Source organism: Vitreoscilla massiliensis (genome assembly GCF_001457815.1).
GTDB classification, from domain to species: Bacteria; Pseudomonadota; Gammaproteobacteria; order Burkholderiales; family Neisseriaceae; genus Vitreoscilla; species Vitreoscilla massiliensis.
Genome location: NZ_LN898221.1, coordinates 590,820 through 609,526, shown reverse-complemented (window position 1 = coordinate 609,526; position 18,707 = coordinate 590,820). Strand labels below are relative to the sequence as shown.

Below are 18,707 nucleotides of genomic sequence, written 5' to 3'. Positions count from 1 at the left end.
CTGATGCAAAACCAATTGATAGCAGGTTTTCAACAGCCAGTGGCCGATGCCCAAACTGTGTTTCGCGCTGCTTTGAGCGCGATGAGCGAACCGGGTTTGCCGCAAACCTTGCCATTTCTACAGCCACTAGAGGGTTTACAGGCCGCTACTTGGTCTTTGCTGCAAACCTTGCTCGATGCCGATGTCAGCGTTCACATCATTGAAGCGTATTTAAACGAGGCCGTGCACAGCAATGTGGTGTTTCACACTGGAGCTGCGATTATCAGCGACAAAACCCAAGCCGATTTCATCGTTTGTGATTTGGACAGCGCTTTGCAATGGGATTGGCGCGCCTTGAAACGCGGCACCGAGCGTTCGCCTGAGTTGGCTACGACATTAATCATCCAATTGGATGACTTGGCTGGCAGCGCCGCCAGTGTGTGGCAAGGGCCGGGCATAGACGGACAACGCCCAATGCACACTTCTTTAAGCAAGGCTTTTTGGCTCAAACGCGCTGCGGCCTTGGCGTTTCCTTTGGGTGTGGATGTGATGTTGGTGGCAGGGCAAGAAATCATCGGCTTGCCACGCACCACCCAAGTGCAATTTGAACCTGTAACCGAACAAGGAGCGGCCTCATGTATGTAGCCGTCAAAGGTGGCGAACAAGCCATACGCAATGCCCACCAATTATTGGCCGAATACCGCCGTGGCGACACCGCGATTGCCGACATCAGTGTGGCGCAAATCCAGCAACAAATGCCGTTGGCCTTGGCACGGGTGATGAGCGAAGGCTCGCTTTACGATGAAGAATTGGCCGCATTGGCGGTGAAACAAGCCGCCGGTGACATCACCGAAGCCATCTTCTTATTGCGCGCTTACCGCACCACCTTGCCACGCTTTGGCGATGCCGAACCATTGGATACCGCCGAAATGTTGCTCAGCCGCCGCATTTCCGCCATCTACAAAGACTTGCCGGGCGGACAATTGTTAGGCCCTACCTTCGATTACACCCACCGTTTATTGGATTTTGCCTTGTTGGCAGAGGGTGAAACAGGCATAGACAAGCGGCCTGTAAACTTGGAACAGCGCCAAAACGAGGCTTGTCCACATGTGATGCGCATCTTGGAACAAGAAGGCTTGATGACGCCGCCTGAATCTCACGATGGCAGCCACAGCGACATCACCCGCGCCGCGGTGCAATTTCCAACTGGCCGCTCAGAGCGCTTGCAATTGTTGGCGCGCGGCGATGAGGGTTTCTTATTGTCTTTGGCTTATTCCACCCAGCGCGGCTATGGTCGCAACCACCCGTTTGTCGGCGAAATCCGCATTGGTGAGGTGGAAGTGGCGTTCACACCACCAGAATTGGGCTTTGAAATCGTGCTCGGTGGCATAGAGGTGAGCGAGTGCGAGATGGTGACGCAGTTTGTCGAAGAAGCAGGGCAAGACGAGGTGGTGTTTACGCGCGGTTATGGTTTGGCTTTTGGTCAGGCCGAGCGCAAAACCATGGCCATGGCCTTGATGGACCGGGCTTTGTGTGCCGATGAGTATGGTGAAGAAATCACCTCACCGGCGCAACAGCAAGAATTTGTATTGGCGCATTGTGACAATGTCGAGGCCGCAGGCTTTGTGTCACATCTGAAATTGCCGCATTACGTCGATTTCCAATCCGAATTGGAATTGATACGCAAAATCCGCCGTGACCAAGCGGGCGTAAGCCACGCTGATGAAGACGCCAACGAGGTAGAACCTGCATGAATGCCCACACAAACAGACAAGACTATAACTTCGCCTATTTGGATGAACAAACCAAACGCATGATCCGCCGCGGCTTGCTCAAAGCCGTCGCCATCCCCGGTTACCAAGTGCCGTTTGGCGGCCGTGAAATGCCGCTGCCTTATGGTTGGGGTACTGGTGGCATCCAAGTGACCGCCAGCATTTTGGGTGCAGACGATGTGCTCAAGGTGATAGACCAAGGCGCCGACGACACCACCAATGCCGTGTCCATCCGCCAGTTTTTTGCCAAGACTGCCAACGTCGCCACCACCACGCATACCAGTGAAGCGACGGTGATACAAACTCGTCACCGCATTCCTGAGCAGCCGCTGACGGCCGGCCAAATCATGGTGTATCAAGTGCCGATTCCTGAGCCGCTGCGCTTTATCGAGCCATCGGAAACGGAAACGCAAACCATGCACGCCTTAAAAGACTATGGCGTCATCAACATCAAGCTGTATGAAGACATCGCCCGTTTTGGTCACATCGCCACCAGTTATGCCTATCCGGTGCGTGTGAACGAGCATTACATCATGGATCCGTCACCGATACCGAAATTCGACAATCCCAAACTCAACCAAAGCCCAGCTTTGATGCTGTTTGGTGCCGGCCGTGAGAAGCGTTTGTACGCCTTGCCGCCGTTTACCGAGGTGGTGAGCTTGGATTTTGAAGACCATCCGTTTGATGTGCAGCGCTGGGATGCGTGTTGCATGTTGTGTGGCGCCGACCACACTTATTTGGACGAAGTGGTGATAGATGACGCCGGTCAACGCATGTTTGTATGTTCCGACACCGATTACTGCGAATCACAGTTACAACAGAAAGAAACAGCATGAACATCAGTGTGGACAGCATGAAGCACAGCCCAAGCGCACCTTGGGCACAAAAACTGGCCGACATTCAGCCCTTATTGCAAGTGCGCGGCCTGACCAAATTGTACGGCCCCGAGCAAGGCTGCCAAAAAGTCGATTTTGATTTGTATCCCGGCGAGGTGTTGGGCATTGTCGGCGAATCTGGTTCGGGCAAATCGACCTTATTGTCTTTGCTTTCAGGCCGCGTCTTGCCCGATGGTGGCGAGTTGATTTACATCCGCGGCGATGGTGAACAAGTCGAAGTCTACGACAGCAGCGAGGCCGAGCGCCGCCAATTGCTGCGCACCGAATGGGGGTTTGTCGAGCAACACGCCCGCGATGGCTTGCGCATGGATGTGTCGGCAGGGGCGAACATTGCCGAACGCTTGATGGCACAAGGTGTGCGCCATTATGGCTATTTGCACGACAGCGCCGCCGAGTGGCTGACGCAAGTGGAAATCGACGCCAGTCGCATCAACGATTTGCCGCGCACGTTTTCAGGCGGCATGCAGCAACGCTTGCAAATCGCCCGCAACCTGATTTCCAAGCCGCGTTTGGTGTTTATGGATGAACCGACCAGTTCTTTGGATGTGTCGGTACAGGCCAAATTACTGGATTTGATTCGTTCTTTGGTGCGCAAATACCAATTGTCCATCATCTTGGTCACGCACGATTTGGCGGTGGCGCGTTTGCTTGCCGACCGTTTGTTGGTGATGCAGCGCTCGCACGTGGTTGAAAGCGGCCTCACCGACCAAATCCTCGACGACCCGCAACACCCGTACACACAATTATTGGTTTCTTCGATATTACAGGCTTAAAACGAGAGAGTGATGATGACTGCCACACGCATACAAGCTCGCAGCTTGAACAAGCAATTTACCTTGCACCACCAAAACGGGGTGCAATTGGATGTGTTAACCGATTTGAATTTTGATGCCCAAAGCGGCGAGTGTTTGATTTTTTCAGGCCGCTCAGGCAGTGGCAAATCGACTTTATTGAAAATGATATACGGCAATTACTTGGCCACTTCCGGCTCATTGCAGGTCAAACATGGCGATGAGTGGGTGGAAATGGTCGCTGCCGCACCGCGCAGCGTGGTGGAATTGCGCCGCCACAGTATCGGCTATGTCAGCCAGTTTTTGAAAACCATTCCGCGTGTGTCGACCTTGAATTTGGTGATGGAGCCGGCGTTGGAACGTGGTTGGAGCGCAGAGCAAGCACGAGCACGTGCCGAAGAATTGCTCAGCCGTTTGAACATCCCTGAGCGCTTGTGGCATTTGGCGCCGAGTACCTTCTCAGGCGGCGAACAACAGCGCGTCAACATTGCCCGTGGCTTTATGGTGGCATGGCCGGTGCTGTTATTAGACGAACCGACCGCCTCTTTGGACGAAACCAACCGCGCCGTGGTGGTGGAATTGATGCAAGAAGCCAAAGCCGCTGGTGCGGCGATGGTGGGCATCTTCCACGATGCCGAAGTGCGCCAAAAAATCGGCGACAAACAATTCAATGTCAGTGCCAATGAGGTATCGAATCATGTCCAATGAAATCATTTTGAACAATGTGCGCATGGTCACTGCCGATGAGGTGGTGTTGGGATCGATGTTGATTGCTGATGGTGTGATTAAGTCTATGGACACGCAAGCATCGACTTTGCCGCAAGCGCAAGATTTATACGGCGATTATCTGATACCGGGGCTGGTGGAATTGCACACCGACAATTTGGAAAAATTCATGAACCCGCGCCCCGGTGTGGATTGGCCGTCTATGTCGGCGATCGTCGGTCACGACAACCAAGTCATTTCCTCAGGCATCACCACCGTGTTTGATGCCTTGTCGGTGGGCGACATCAGTCCCAAAGGCGACCGCTTGGCCAATTTACTGCCCATGCTCGATGCCATTACCCACAGCCAACAACAAGGTCTGACCCGCGCCGAGCACAAAGTGCATTTGCGCTGCGAAGTGGCGCACCCGAAAACGCATGAGCGCTTTATGGAGCTGAATGACAATGAGTTTGTCGGTTTGGTGTCCATCATGGACCATTCACCAGGGCAACGTCAGTTCGCGCAATTGGACAAATACCGCGAGTATTACCAAGGCAAATACGGCATGAATGCGGCACAAATGGACGAATTTGCCGAAAAGCAAATCCGCCATGCCGAGACTTACAGCCAACCCAATCGCCTGTCGATTAGCGAGCATTGCCGCAATAAGGGCTTGGCCTTGGCCAGCCACGACGATGCCACTGCTGCGCATGTGGACGAATCGCACGCTTTGGGCATGGAGATTGCCGAATTTCCTACCACCGAAGAAGCGGCGCGTTTGTCGCACCAAAAAGGCTTGAAAGTGTTGATGGGCGCACCGAATGTGGTGCGCGGCGGTTCCCATTCGGGCAATATCTCGGCGCATTTCTTGGCACAATTGGGTTTGTTGGATATTTTGTCCAGTGATTACTACCCAAGCAGCTTGTTACAGGCCGCTTTCATGCTCACGCAAGAACACATAGGCTATAGCTTGCCGCAAGCCATCCGCACCGTCAGCAAGAATCCGGCCGAATCGGTGCATTTGCACGACCGTGGCGAAATCGCCATCGGCAAAATCGCCGATTTGGTGCAGGTCAAACACAGCGTCTTGCCGATGGTGCAGCAAGTGTGGAAGCAAGGAAAGCGGGTATTTTGATGTTTACAGGCCGCTTGATTTATTTAATGGGGCCTTCGGGGGCCGGCAAAGACAGTTTGATTGCCTTGATTAAGCACAAGGCCGAGCTGCCTTTGCTGTTGCCCACGCGCTACATCACCCGACCCGTGGACGCTACAGAATTGGAACAACATGTGTATGTGGCGCCGGAGGCGTTTGCGGCAGCCGAAGCAGCAGGCGAATTTGCCTGCGCTTGGTATGCCAATGGGCTGGCTTACGGCTTGGGCCAAGAGGTGTATGCGGGTTTGGAGCAGGGTAAGATGGTGTTGGTTAACGGTTCACGCGCGCATTACAAAGCCTTGCCAGAAGGTTTACAGGCCGCATCCATACCGGTGTATTTGCATGTGGGCAGCGAGGTGCAAACCCAACGCTTATTGCAACGGGGGCGCGAAAACAGCGAACAAGTGGCAGAACGGGTCGCGCGTTCGCAGGCCTTGGCGCAAGCCTTGCCAGCGGGCTGCATCAAGCTCAATGCCGAACAGGCTTTGGAGCAAGTGTATGCGGATTTCAAACAACAAGTGTGGCAAACGGAGCAGCTGAAGTGGGCATGCAACTGACTTTATTGGGCACGGGCGATGCGGCGCAAATTCCGGTGTATGGCTGCGATTGCAGCGTCTGCACCCATGCCCGCGCCAGCACTGCGTTTCGGCGTCTGCCTTGTTCGGCAGTATTGGAAATGGGCAGCAAAAAAATGCTCATCGACAGCGGCATTGCCGATTTGGCCGAGCGCTTTCCCGCTGGCAGCATAGACCATGTGTTGCAAACGCATTACCACGCCGACCATGTGCAAGGCTTGTTGCATCTGCGTTGGGGCAAGGGCGCGACCATACCCGTTAGCGGCCCCAAAGACGAGCACGGCTTTGCCGACTTGTTCAAACACCCAGGCATTTTTGATTTTTCGCACACGCTAGCACACGGTGATACATGGCAATGGCAAGGTATCAGCATTACCGCTTTGAGTTTGAACCATTCCAAGCCGACTTTGGGCTATGTGTTTGCCACTGAAAAATCACGGGTGGCATATTTGACCGATACGGTGGGCTTGCCCGATGCGAGTTTGGCTTATTTGGCGGGGCTGCGTTTGAATTGCCTCATCATTGACTGCGCTCATCCGCCGCAAACCGAAACACCGCGCAACCACAATGATTTCAATTTGGTGCGCTATTTGGTCGGTTTGCTGCGCTGCGATGAGGTTATTCTTACCCACATCGGCCACGAGATGGATGCGTGGGCGGAGCAACACAGTGCTGAGGTGGTGGCGCCATTTGTGTTGGCACGCGATGGCATGCAGCGTTGTTTTGAATGAGTTTTAAGTACTGAGCATCGTTATCAATGTTACAGGCCGCATGGTATCTCTCCAATGCGGCCTGTAAACATGGCTGGCTTGTATCAACAGTGTAAGCAGACTATTTGCACACCGCACGCACACAAAAATCGGCGATGGTGGTGGCCACGCGGTGTTTGTCATGCGTGGTTGGCGTGGTCGGGGCAATTGGGCTGATGACGGCTTCGGTCATCGCGCCGACCACACAGGCCGCCGCCGTTTCCACATCCTCAATTTCAAATTCCTGATTCGCTACGCCGGTATTCAAAATGTCTTTAAACACGTTGGCAAAGCGCTGTTTGCACAATATGCGCTCGGCTTCGACTTGTGGGTCTACCGGTTCGGCCATAAACGCATACGCCAATTGTGGCCCGGTTAAAGCACGGCGCACGAAGGCTGTGACTGCCGCGTGCAAATTGTCTTGCGCGCTTTCAGGCCGCTGGGCGATGGCATGCAAAATAATGATTTCATTGCTGACCGCATCGGTTAGAATCTCCACCATCAATTGGGTTTTATTGGAAAAATAGCGGTAAATCAAGCCAGTAGAAACACCTGCGGCCTCGGCGATGGTGACCATTTGCGCTTCTTTAAATCCCCCAGCAGCAATCAGACTGCGCGCTGCTTGAAAAATGGTGTGTCGGTTTTGCTCCATCCGAGCTTGCATCATCGTTGAGCGTTTGTAAGTGGTGGCCATGGTTTCAAACTTTCAGTAATACGTCGTATTGGGTTGCTTTGTGAATTTTAAATCATTTTATGAATTATTGTTCACTTTTTAAAAAAATCGTTGTATAGTCCATTGTAAACGAGTTTGGCAAACCCAAGAACCACATAAAATCAGAGCAATCTAGGAGAGAACCCCATGAACATACAAACCATAGACTTCGGCTTAGGTGAAGACATCAACATGTTGCGCGATGCGGTGCAAGATTTCGCCAGCAATGAAATCGCGCCACGCGCAGCCAAAATAGATGAAGAAAACGAATTCCCAGCCGATTTGTGGCGCAAATTTGGCGACATGGGTTTGCTCGGTGTGACTGTGGGCGAAGAATACGGCGGCAGCAATATGGGCTATGTGGCACACATGGTGGCGATGGAAGAGATTTCGCGTGCGTCGGCGTCTGTGGGTTTGTCTTACGGTGCCCATTCCAATTTGTGTGTGAACCAAATCAACCGCAATGGCAATGCCGAACAAAAACAACGCTTCTTGCCTAAATTGGTATCCGGTGAATTTGTCGGTGCTTTGGCCATGTCTGAGCCTAATGCCGGTTCTGATGTGGTGAGCATGCAATTGAAAGCCGAGAAAAAAGGCGACCGTTATGTGCTCAATGGTTCAAAAATGTGGATTACCAATGGTGGTGATGCCGATGTGATGGTGGTGTATGCCAAAACCGACCCTGCAGCCGGCCCGAAAGGCATTACCGCATTCTTGGTGGAAAAAGGCATGAAAGGCTTTGGCCACGGCAACCATTTGGACAAATTGGGCATGCGCGGCTCCAATACCTACCCGATTTTCTTTGACGATGTGGAAGTGCCAGAAGAAAACATCATGGGCGGCGTTGGCAATGGTGTGAAAGTATTGATGTCGGGTTTGGATTATGAACGTGCGGTATTGAGTGCCGGTCCTTTGGGCATCATGGATGCGTGTATGGACGTGGTGGTGCCGTATTTGCACGACCGCAAACAATTTGGTCAAGCCATCGGTGAATTCCAATTGATGCAAGGCAAATTGGCAGACATGTATTCTACTTGGTTGGCCTGTAAAGCCTTGGTTTACACCGTGGGCAAGGCGTGTGACCAAGCCGATCATGCGCGTTCATTGCGCAAAGACGCCGCCAGCGCCATTTTGTACGCAGCAGAAAAAGCCACTTGGATGGCAGGCGAAGCGATACAAACCTTGGGTGGCAACGGTTACATCAATGAATTCCCTACAGGCCGCTTGTGGCGCGATGCCAAATTGTATGAAATCGGCGCCGGCACTTCTGAAATCCGCCGCATGTTGATTGGTCGCGAGTTGTTCAACGAAACCGCGTAATTGGGAGCCACACACATGACGCAAATCATTTCAAAAATCAATACCCGCAGCGAAGAGTTCAAACAAAATGCCGCGTCCATGCAAGCGCAATTGGCCGATTTGCATCAGGTGACCGATACCATCCATCAAGGTGGTGGTGAGGCGGCCCGCGCCAAACACGAAGGCCGTGGCAAATTGTTTGCCCGCGATCGCATCGACAGCCTCATCGACCGTGGCAGCAATTTCTTGGAAATTGGCCAATTGGCGGCGTGGAATATGTACAGCGGCGACATCGCATCCGCTGGCGTGGTCACGGGCATAGGCCAAATTCAAGGCCAACAATGCGTGATCGTGGCCAACGATGCCACCGTTAAAGGCGGCACGTATTACCCGATGACGGTGAAAAAACACCTGCGTGCACAAGAAATTGCCGAGCAAAACCATTTACCATGCGTGTATTTGGTTGATTCAGGCGGTGCATTCTTGCCGTTACAGGACGAGGTCTTCCCAGACCGCGACCATTTTGGCCGCATTTTTTACAACCAAGCACAAATGTCGGCCAAAGGCATTCCGCAAGTGGCGGTGGTGATGGGCAGTTGTACTGCTGGTGGTGCGTATGTGCCGGCGATGTCGGACGAAACCGTGATTGTGCGCAACCAAGGCACCATTTTCTTGGGTGGCCCACCATTGGTGAAAGCGGCAACCGGTGAAGTGGTGTCGGCAGAAGATTTGGGCGGTGGCGATGTGCACACGCGCATTTCCGGTGTGGCCGATTATTTGGCCGAAAACGACCGCCATGCCTTGGGTTTGGCCCGCAACATCGTCAGCAACCTCAATCGCAAAAAACAAGTCGATGTGACTTTAACCGAGGTCGAAGAGCCGGTTTACGCTGCCGAAGAATTGTATGGCATCGTGCCAACCGACACGCGCAAACCATATGATGTGCGCGAAATCATCGCCCGCATCGTCGATGGTTCCAAATTTGACGAATTTAAAGCCCGTTTTGGCACGACTTTGATTTGTGGTTTTGCGCGTTTGTACGGCATGCCGGTTGGCATCATCGCCAACAATGGCATTTTGTTCTCAGAATCGGCGCAAAAAGGCGCGCATTTCATTGAATTGTGCTGCCAACGCAATATCCCGATTTTGTTCTTGCAAAACATCACTGGCTTTATGGTCGGTCGCAAATACGAAAACGAAGGCATCGCCCGCAATGGCGCCAAATTGGTGATGGCGGTGGCGACAGCCAAAGTGCCTAAGATTACCTTGGTTATCGGTGGTTCGTTTGGCGCGGGTAACTATGGCATGTGTGGCCGCGCTTATTCGCCACGCTTCTTGTGGACATGGCCTAACTCACGCATTTCGGTGATGGGCGGCGAACAAGCGGCAAGCGTGTTGTCGACCTTGAAACGCGATGGCATCGAGGCCAAAGGCGGCGAATGGAGCGCAGAAGAAGAAGACGCATTCAAACAACCGATACGCGAACAATACGAGCGCCAAGGCCATCCTTATTATGCATCGGCACGCTTGTGGGACGATGGCGTCATCGACCCAGCACAAAGCCGTCGCGTTTTGGGTTTGAGCCTGTCGGCAGCCTTGAATGCACCAACCGAAGCCACGCATTTTGGCGTGTTCCGCATGTAAGTGAAGCACAATAAAGGAGAACATCATGAGTGAAACTTACATCAGTGTGGAGCAACAAGGCGCGGTGGCCACGGTGTGGCTAGAGCGGCCTGAAGTGCACAATGCTTTTAATGCGGCCTTAATTGAACAATTGAAACAGTGTTTTATCGGCCTGAACCAACGTGACGATGTGCGCGTGGTGGTGTTGGCAGGGCGCGGCAAGAGTTTTTCCGCTGGCGCCGACTTGAATTGGATGAAAGCAGCCGGCGCGGCCTCAGAAGCAGAAAACCAAGCCGATGCGCAACAATTGGCCGACATGTTGTATGCCTTGGCCACCTTGAAACAGCCAACGATAGCCCGCGTGCAAGGTGCGGCGATGGGCGGCGGCATGGGTTTGGCAGCGACGTGTGACATTTGCATCGCTGGCGACAAAGCCATGTTTGCCACTTCGGAAGTGCGTTTGGGTTTGGCACCGTCGACCATTAGCCCGTATGTGATCCGTGCCATAGGCGAGCGCCAAGCGCAGCGTTATTTCTTGACTGCCGAGCGCATCAGCGCTGCCAAAGCGGTAGAAATCGGTTTGGCGCATGAGGTGGTGGGCATGGACGATTTGGATGCGAAAGTTGCAGAAATCGTCGCTGCCTTGTTATTGGGTGGTCCTACGGCGCAACAAGCGTCAAAAGAATTGATTGCTTTGGTAGCCAAACGCGACAACACGCCTGAGCTGCGCAGCGAAACCGCTGCCCACATTGCCAGCGTGCGCGCCGGACAAGAAGCCAAAGAAGGTTTGAGCGCGTTTTTGGAAAAACGCGCCGCCGCTTGGTGCTCAACCGCTACCTCATCTTAACCACGAAGGATATGCCATGTTTCAAAAGATTTTGATTGCCAATCGTGGTGAGATTGCTTGCCGCGTGATTCGTACCGCCAAAAAACTCGGGGTGAAAACCGTGGCGGTGTATTCCGATGCCGATGCCAATGCGCAACACGTGTTACAGGCCGATGAAGCTGTGTACATCGGTGCTGCACCGGCGCGTGAAAGCTATTTACAGGCCGATAAGATCATCGCGGCCTGTAAACAAACCGGTGCACAAGCGGTGCATCCGGGTTATGGATTCTTGTCTGAGAATGAAGGTTTTGCCGAAGCCTGTCGTGCCAACAACATTGTGTTTATTGGCCCGCCAGTGGAAGCCATCCGTGCGATGGGTTTGAAAGCCACGTCCAAAGCCTTGATGGAAAAAGCGGCAGTGCCGTTGACCCCTGGCTACCATGGCGACAACCAAGACCCAGCATTCTTACACCAAGAAGCCGACAAAATCGGTTATCCAGTGTTGATTAAAGCCAGCGCCGGCGGTGGTGGTAAGGGCATGAGTTTGGTGGAGAAAAGCGAGGATTTCCAAGCCTCGTTGGCCTCATGCAAACGCGAAGCCAAGTCCAGCTTTGGCAACGACGATGTGTTAATCGAAAAATACATCACCCGTCCACGCCATGTGGAAGTGCAGGTGTTTGGTGACACCCACGGCAATTACGTGCATTTGTTTGAACGCGATTGTTCGGTACAGCGCCGCCACCAAAAAGTTTTGGAAGAAGCGCCAGCGCCAAACGTGCCTGAGCATTATTTGACCCAAATGCGCGAAGCGGCCATCAATGCAGCGCGTGCGGTAGGTTATGTCGGTGCCGGTACGGTGGAATTCATTGCCCAACAAAGCGGCGAATTCTACTTCATGGAAATGAACACGCGTTTGCAAGTGGAACACCCTGTGACCGAGATGATTACCGGTCAAGACTTGGTGGAATGGCAATTGCGCGTCGCCTCTGGTGAAGCCTTGCCCAAGCAACAACACGAATTGGCGGTGCACGGCCATGCAATGGAAGCGCGCATCTATGCCGAAGACCCAGACAAAGGCTTTTTGCCTTCTATCGGCAAAATCGCCTACATGCACCAACCGCAAACCTCGGCAGTGGTACGTGTCGACAGCGGCGTGATCATGGGCGACACCATCAGCTCGTATTACGACCCGATGATTGCCAAACTGATTGTTTGGGGCGAAGACCGCGCTACCGCTTTGCAACGCATGTACGATGCTTTGGGCGAATTCAATGTGTTGGGCTTGGGCAATAATGTCGGTTTCTTGCGCCGCTTGGCCAGCAATCCTGCTTTTGCCAATACCGAACTCGATACCGGTTTGATAGAAAAACAACACGATTTGCTGTTCCCAGCGCCAGCGCCTGTGCCGGCCAATATTGTGTTGATGGCGGCTTTGGCCTTGTCTTTGGAAGGCAAACAAGCCAGCAGCGAGCACAGCAGCAGCAGCGCCGAGCCGCATTCACCATGGTACAAAACCGATGGCTGGCGTTTGAACGCGGCCGGTCGCCAAATTCTGAATGTCAAACACGCCGGGCAAGAGCACAGCGTGGCGGTGGAATTTGCCGGTGATGTGGGCTACAAATTGGCTTACCAAGGGCAAGAGCATGTGGCCAAAGTGGCTTTATTGGATACAGGCCGCTTGCGCGTGGCCATTGATGGCTACCAAACCCAAGTGCGCCATGTGTTTGCCAACAACCAATTGTCTTTGTTTGTCGATGGTGACACTTACACGTTTGAGTATGTGAACCCGTATGTGTCAGAAGTGAGCAGCGGCGACGAAGGCGGCCAATTGCGTGCACCGATGCCAGGTACGGTGGTGCAAGTGATGGTGGAAGCCGGTCAAAGCGTCAAAAAAGGCCAAGCCTTGCTGATTTTGGAAGCGATGAAAATGGAACACACCATTACTGCGCCTAACGATGGCGTGGTCAAAGAAGTGTTGTTTGGCGTGGCAGACCAAGTGGGCGATGGCGATGAGTTGTTGAAACTCGAAGCGGCAGAGTGAAAGGACGACGATGAATTATCCTCAAAAAGTGCGCATCGTTGAAGTGGGCCCGCGCGATGGTTTGCAAAACGAAAAACAAGCGATAGACACCGCCACCAAGGTGGAATTGATTGCGCGTTTGGGCGCAAGCGGCCTGAAAACCATCGAAGCGACCGCGTTTGTGTCGCCGAAATGGGTGCCGCAAATGGCCGACAACAGTGAGGTGATGCGCCAAATCGAGCGCATTGCTGGCATCCACTATCCGGTGCTTACGCCTAACATGAAAGGTTTGGAGGCGGCTTTGGAAGTGGGCGTGACTGAAGTGGCGGTGTTTGCCGCGGCTTCGGAAGCGTTTTCACAGAAAAACATCAATTGCAGCATAGAAGAGTCGATTGAACGCTTTGTGCCAGTCATTGAAACCGCGCGAGAGCACGGTGTGCAAGTGCGTGGCTATGTGTCGACGGTATTGGGTTGCCCGTACCAAGGCGAGGTGCCGCCTGAAAAAGTGGCACAAGTGGCGCAGACTTTGTATGACTTGGGCTGTTACGAGATTTCTTTGGGCGACACCATCGGTGTGGGCACGCCGCTGAAAACCCAAGCCATGTTGGAAGTGGTGGCGGCGGCGGTGCCGATGGAACACCTTGCTGGCCATTTTCACAATACCTATGGCATGGCCATCGCCAATATTTTCGCGGCCTTGCAATTGGGCATGAGCGTGTTTGATGCGTCAGTGTCGGGCTTGGGCGGTTGTCCTTATGCCCAAGGCGCCAGCGGCAATGTTGCCACCGAAGACGTGGTGTATTTGCTGCATGGCATGGGTATCGAAACCGAAGTGAATTTGCAGTCATTGGTGGCCACTGCGCATTGGATCAGCGACCAACTCGGTCGCAGTCCTGCTTCCAATGTGGCCAAAGCGATTGCGGCCTGAAACCCATCCACCTGTAAAAATAACAACGAAACAGACATACAAAGGAATCAACATGACCGCATTGAGTTATGTAAGTGGAGCCAGTGAGAAACCCTTAATCGGCCTGACTTTGGGTCAACAATTCGACCAAGCCTGTGCCCAATATGGCGAGCGCGATGCTTTGGTGTCGTGTGCGCAAGGCATACGTTTGACCTACGCGCAAATGCAGCAACAAGTGAATGCTGTGGCCTGTTCTTTATTGCGTTTGGGTTTTAAAACCGGCGATCGCTTGGGCATCTGGTCGCCCAATTGCGCCGAATGGACGTTGACCCAATTTGCCGCCCACAAGACCGGCATCATCTTGGTGAACATGAACCCATCTTACCGCCGCACCGAATTGGATTATGCAGTCAACAAAGTGTCGTGCCGCGGTTTGATTATGGCCACCAGCTTTAAAGACAGCGATTACGAAGCGATGTTGGGTGATTTGGTGCCGGAATTGGCCAATCATACCCAAGGTGAGGAATTACAGGCCGCTCGTGCGCCGAGTTTGCGCCATGTGATTCGCATCGATGGCCCCGCCAGCCGTGGCATGTTGGGTTTTGCCGATTTGTTGGTAGAGCCTACGCTGACCGAATTGGTGCGTTTGGAAGAAATCGGTGCCGAATTGCAATTTGACCAACCGGTGAACATCCAATTTACCTCAGGCACCACCGGCAATCCCAAAGGCACGATGCTGACCCACCACAACATCTTGAACAATGGCTATTTCATCGGTGAAACGATGAAGTTTACCGAGCAAGACAAGGTGTGCATCTCCGTGCCTTTGTTCCACTGTTTTGGCATGGTCATCGGCAATTTGGCCTGTGTGACCCACGGCTCGACCATGGTCTATCCATCGTTGGTGTTCAATCCGCTTGAGAGCTTGCAAGCGATACACAATGAGAAATGCACCGCCGCTTATGGCGTGCCGACCATGTTCATCGCCATGTTAGAACACCCGCAATTCGCCGATTTTGACATGTCGCACTTGCGCACCGGCGTGATGGCAGGCACCACTTGCCCAGCCGAGGTGATGAAGCAGGTGATGAGCAAGATGAACATGAGCGAAGTGACCATATGCTATGGCATGACCGAAACTTCGCCAGTGTCGCTGCAATCGCATACCGACGATGCGTTTGACAAGAAAGTGAACACTGTTGGCCGCATCCACCCGCATTTGGAAGTGAAAATTGTCGACCCATTCGGCGCCATCGTGCCGCGTGGTGAGTCGGGTGAATTGTGCACCCGTGGTTACTCAGTAATGCTTGGTTATTGGGAAGACGAGGCCAAAACGCGCGAGTCTATTGATGCCGCAGGCTGGATGCACACCGGCGACTTGGCCATTATGGACGATGAGGGCTTTGTGCAAATCAGCGGTCGCATCAAAGACTTGGTCATCCGTGGCGGTGAAAACCTGTTCCCGCGCGAGATCGAGGAATTTTTGTACACTCATCCTGAAATCATGGACGTGCAAGTCATCGGCGTGCCCGACGACAAATACGGCGAGGAATTGTGTGCATGGATCATCTTGCGCCCGGGCAAAGAAGTCAGCGAACAAGACATTCGCAATTTCTGCGACGGTGAAATCTCGCGCCAAAAAATCCCACGCTACATCAAATTCGTGACCGAATTCCCGATGACCGGCAGTGGCAAGGTGCAGAAATTCAAAATGCGCGAAATGATGCAAGAGCAAATCAAATCTTAATTGCGTGGTGTGTGTCGTTTCAATGCGGCCTGTAAATGTTTACAGGCCGCATTTTTATGGGTGAGTCAGATAGAAATGATGGCTTAAATCAGTCTGTAAGCCATTGCTGACTGTGTGCCCAAGCAATGGCATTAGTGAGTCAAAGTACCGAGATTCAAACTGCGTGAAATGATACAAGTGCAACTCAAATCTTGAGTAGGTGTGATGCGCAGTTAAATACGGCCTGTAAGTGTTTACAGGCCGCTGTTTATCATCTGACTCATATTGAAACCATTGTTTTATCAGCATAAGTGCGTTTATGATGAGCGTATTGGCTGGGTGCTCAGGAGACGGCGATGAAACCAATTTGGATGGCGTGTGTGTGGGCGGTGTGGGTATGGTTGTGTGGGCCATTGGCGGCGGCGGAAGGGGTGTGTCCGCCGGGGCAATACCCTGTGGGTGGGCAAGGCGTGGTCGGTTGTGCGCCGATACCGGGCTATGGTGGCTCGGGTGGTTACAGTGACGATTATACCGCGCCGACTTTGCGCGATGTGACCATGCCTGCCAAACCGACCACGCCCGACCCCAATCATCCGTGGGGTGCGGTGTCGATAGACGAAGACAGCATGGTCATTGCCCATGTGTTCAATCAAAACACCAAAGGCGCGGCAATGTCGCGTGCCATGGCCGAATGCCAGCGCAAAGGTGGGCAAAACTGTGGCTTTTTGATGCAACACCAATATGCGTGTGTGGTGGTATCCAAACCGGCCGACCCGGCCATGCGCAGCTATGATTTTTCAATCATGCCTGCTGACACTTTAGAGGTGGCGGCGCGCGAGGGCAATAAGGCGTGTCAAGGCTATAACCAAGGTGCGGCGTGCCATGTCATTTACCAAGCGTGTGAAAAACCGCATTCCTGATGGGCATCGTAGATAACACTGCGGCCTGTAAACCTTGTTAGGGGTTTACAGGCCGCTTGTTATCATGGTTTAAGCGCTTTTGTTCACCATCCCCAATAACACATGCAGCGGATGTTGCTCGGCAAAACGCTGTTGCAATACCTGCATCACACGCATGGTGCGTGCTGGTTTGTTGGCCGTGCCTTGCCATGATTGCAACAAGGCGCGCATCAAGCGGCGGGTGGAGCTGGACAAGGCGGTATCATCTTGCAGGCTTTGTTGCAAGCACACAATCAACTCGATTTTGCCCAAATGGTTGAGGATTTCGTCGGCCAAGACGGGATTGGACTGCGCGTGTTTGTCATTGAGGCGCTGCGCGCGCAGCAAGCTGTGGATGAGGCGGTTGCGCTTGGCCAATAAATCGCTGTTGGCCGCGGCGGGCACACACAAACGGCGGGTTTCATAGCGCACCATGGTCAACAAGTGTTGCAAACGCTTGGCAGGATGGGCAGGGAAGATGAAGCGGTAAGCCAATAAGGCAATGGCAGGCCCCATCACCACCGACAGCGCATTGCCGACACTTTGCGCAAAGCTGATGTGCACGGGAAAGCTCGGTTGCAACAAAATCAGCATCACCATGATGTAATCGAAAGAGGCGAGCATGGTGCGTTTGTACGCATACATCAGCACGCAACTGGCCATAAATGGCAACATCCACCACACCATTTGCCAACTGCTGTGCGCCAGCGGCCATGCCAACCACATGCAAACCAAGGCGGCACACGCGCCCATCGCTTGTCCCCAAGTGACAAAGCGCATAAACCACGCCGGATTTTCAAACGAGGCAAATATCGACAGCATTACCGATAAGCCCAGCAGCATAAACGGCATAAAGCCCCAACCGGTGTACAACCACAACAAACCCACCACACTCAACACGCTGAACGAGCGCACAAACGTGTGCAGGGCACCGAGCCAATTGCGGTGCAAACGCACGGGGTGAGGGTGGTGGTGATGGGACACCTCACGCTGCTCACGGCCGTGGGCGAAGCTGTGCAAAGCGTTTAATAAGGCGTTTAACAAGCTCAGCAGGCTTTGTTGCTCAGTGGACAATGTCTTGCCATCAAGGTGATTTAATACTGGAATGGCTGCCTTGTCTTCTTGCAATGCGGGCAATAATGCCCTCAATGCGGCCTGTAAATCAGGGTTTAAATCCAACACGAGGTATTGTTGCAAAAATAAGCTCAGATTGAGCTGTGCCAACAACACCTGCCGCGCTTGCTGCACCCGTTGGCGCGCTTGCAGCGAACCGATGGCGTGCATGTCCAAGCCCTCGTCCAATAAGGCGATTTTTTGCAGCAAATGGCTGGTATGGGCTTGCGTGGGGATATCTGTTGGAGTGGCGTGTTGAAGCAAGGTGTGGATGCAATCGGCGCTGCTGGTGCGCAATTGTTGCAGCAAGGTGTGTGGGCGTTTGGGGGTGAAGTAGTAACACAAGACCATCGCCAATACCACGCCCACGGCGATGGTCAAAAAGCGGTCCAAACCCAAGAGCAACACGCGCTCAGGGTGGGCGGTCGACAATAAGGCCACCATGGCGGCGGAATAGCCGGCCAAGATGGTGCCGTAAGCGACCATGCCGCGTTGCAACATGCCTATGCCGCTGCACACGCCCACCCACAAAGCCAAACCCAATACCAAAACCAACGGATGCCATTGCGAGGCATACATCAAGGCCACGCCGACGATGATGCCGCTGACGGTGCCGAGCAAACGCCACAGCCCTTTTTCCAATAAGTGTTCACGCATCGGTTGCGCAGTGGCCCAGACGGTCATGGCCGACCATTGTGGGTGTTCCAAACCCAGTGCTTGGGCGATGACGATGGCGATAAAAGCAACGATGGCGGTTTGCAACGCAAAGCGCAGGCGCGGGCGGTCAAAGCCGCAGCGTTCGAGCGTGGACAACAGTGATGGCAGAAGTGGGGAGGTAACAGACATGAAAGCTTAGGGCTAAAGTACAGATATTAACATTTTCAATGCCCTGATGAACAGAGTATTTTACCGAATAGGTGTTA

The 18,707-nt window shown here is 53.3% G+C and carries 17 protein-coding genes; 15 read left to right on the top strand and 2 right to left on the bottom strand.

Annotated features, from left to right (window positions below; translation table 11 throughout):
- Window positions 1-3 precede the first annotated feature (3 nt).
- The 8 genes from phnH to phnP are packed head-to-tail and all read left to right on the top strand — an operon-like array spanning window position 4 to window position 6,602.
- Window positions 4-624 (top strand): phosphonate C-P lyase system protein PhnH, encoded by a 621-nt coding sequence (gene phnH, locus BN3003_RS14515; protein WP_058357360.1) that lies wholly within the window; start codon window positions 4-6, stop codon window positions 622-624.
- The gene (locus BN3003_RS14510) at window positions 615-1,733 is read left to right on the top strand and encodes a carbon-phosphorus lyase complex subunit (RefSeq protein WP_058357359.1); all 1,119 of its coding nucleotides are present in this window, start codon (window positions 615-617) and stop codon (window positions 1,731-1,733) included. Before phnH ends, BN3003_RS14510 begins: the two co-directional genes overlap by 10 nt.
- A complete protein-coding gene (locus tag BN3003_RS14505) occupies window positions 1,730-2,587 on the top strand; it encodes an alpha-D-ribose 1-methylphosphonate 5-phosphate C-P-lyase PhnJ (protein WP_058357358.1) in 858 nt (285 codons plus the stop codon). The genes BN3003_RS14510 and BN3003_RS14505 overlap by 4 nt, the downstream gene beginning before the upstream one ends.
- Window positions 2,584-3,420: a phosphonate C-P lyase system protein PhnK gene (gene phnK, locus BN3003_RS14500; protein WP_082625683.1), complete on the top strand. Its 837-nt coding sequence runs from the start codon at window positions 2,584-2,586 to the stop codon at window positions 3,418-3,420. Before BN3003_RS14505 ends, phnK begins: the two co-directional genes overlap by 4 nt.
- A 12-nt stretch (window positions 3,421-3,432) precedes the next feature.
- On the top strand, window positions 3,433-4,146 hold the full coding sequence (gene phnL / locus BN3003_RS14495; RefSeq protein WP_234333096.1) for a phosphonate C-P lyase system protein PhnL: 714 nt from the start codon (window positions 3,433-3,435) through the stop codon (window positions 4,144-4,146).
- The gene (gene phnM / locus BN3003_RS14490) at window positions 4,136-5,278 is read left to right on the top strand and encodes an alpha-D-ribose 1-methylphosphonate 5-triphosphate diphosphatase (RefSeq protein WP_058357357.1); all 1,143 of its coding nucleotides are present in this window, start codon (window positions 4,136-4,138) and stop codon (window positions 5,276-5,278) included. Before phnL ends, phnM begins: the two co-directional genes overlap by 11 nt.
- Window positions 5,251-5,853: a nucleoside/nucleotide kinase family protein gene (locus BN3003_RS14485; protein ID WP_147645450.1), complete on the top strand. Its 603-nt coding sequence runs from the start codon at window positions 5,251-5,253 to the stop codon at window positions 5,851-5,853. Before phnM ends, BN3003_RS14485 begins: the two co-directional genes overlap by 28 nt.
- On the top strand, window positions 5,817-6,602 hold the full coding sequence (gene phnP / locus BN3003_RS14480) for a phosphonate metabolism protein PhnP (protein WP_234333094.1): 786 nt from the start codon (window positions 5,817-5,819) through the stop codon (window positions 6,600-6,602). Before BN3003_RS14485 ends, phnP begins: the two co-directional genes overlap by 37 nt.
- A gap of 100 nt (window positions 6,603-6,702) precedes the next feature.
- On the opposite strand, the gene BN3003_RS14475 is transcribed toward phnP, so the two are convergent.
- A complete protein-coding gene (locus BN3003_RS14475; RefSeq protein ID WP_058357354.1) occupies window positions 6,703-7,314 on the bottom strand; it encodes a TetR/AcrR family transcriptional regulator in 612 nt (203 codons plus the stop codon).
- Between the two features lie 165 nt (window positions 7,315-7,479).
- Between BN3003_RS14475 and BN3003_RS14470 the strand changes: the two genes are divergently transcribed.
- The 7 genes from BN3003_RS14470 (at window position 7,480) to BN3003_RS14440 (ending at window position 16,653) form a co-directional block, all read left to right on the top strand.
- A complete protein-coding gene (locus BN3003_RS14470) occupies window positions 7,480-8,652 on the top strand; it encodes an isovaleryl-CoA dehydrogenase (protein WP_058357353.1) in 1,173 nt (390 codons plus the stop codon).
- A 15-nt stretch (window positions 8,653-8,667) separates the two neighbouring features.
- Window positions 8,668-10,275 (top strand): carboxyl transferase domain-containing protein, encoded by a 1,608-nt coding sequence (locus BN3003_RS14465; protein ID WP_058357352.1) that lies wholly within the window; start codon window positions 8,668-8,670, stop codon window positions 10,273-10,275.
- A gap of 25 nt (window positions 10,276-10,300) precedes the next feature.
- Window positions 10,301-11,101: an enoyl-CoA hydratase/isomerase family protein gene (locus BN3003_RS14460; protein ID WP_058357351.1), complete on the top strand. Its 801-nt coding sequence runs from the start codon at window positions 10,301-10,303 to the stop codon at window positions 11,099-11,101.
- A gap of 16 nt (window positions 11,102-11,117) precedes the next feature.
- On the top strand, window positions 11,118-13,121 hold the full coding sequence (locus BN3003_RS14455) for an acetyl/propionyl/methylcrotonyl-CoA carboxylase subunit alpha (RefSeq protein ID WP_058357350.1): 2,004 nt from the start codon (window positions 11,118-11,120) through the stop codon (window positions 13,119-13,121).
- A gap of 10 nt (window positions 13,122-13,131) precedes the next feature.
- Window positions 13,132-14,028, top strand: a complete 897-nt coding sequence (locus BN3003_RS14450; protein ID WP_058357349.1) for a hydroxymethylglutaryl-CoA lyase — start codon at window positions 13,132-13,134, stop codon at window positions 14,026-14,028.
- 52 nt (window positions 14,029-14,080) lie between these two features.
- Window positions 14,081-15,754: an AMP-binding protein gene (locus tag BN3003_RS14445; protein WP_058357348.1), complete on the top strand. Its 1,674-nt coding sequence runs from the start codon at window positions 14,081-14,083 to the stop codon at window positions 15,752-15,754.
- 335 nt (window positions 15,755-16,089) lie between these two features.
- Window positions 16,090-16,653, top strand: coding sequence for a DUF4189 domain-containing protein (locus tag BN3003_RS14440; RefSeq protein ID WP_058357347.1), 564 nt, complete (start codon window positions 16,090-16,092; stop codon window positions 16,651-16,653).
- A gap of 69 nt (window positions 16,654-16,722) precedes the next feature.
- Here BN3003_RS14440 and BN3003_RS14435 read toward each other — a convergent pair whose 3' ends face one another.
- Complete coding sequence (locus BN3003_RS14435; protein WP_058357346.1) at window positions 16,723-18,597, bottom strand: FUSC family protein; 1,875 nt, start codon at window positions 18,595-18,597, stop codon at window positions 16,723-16,725.
- Between the last annotated feature and the right edge of the window lie 110 nt (window positions 18,598-18,707).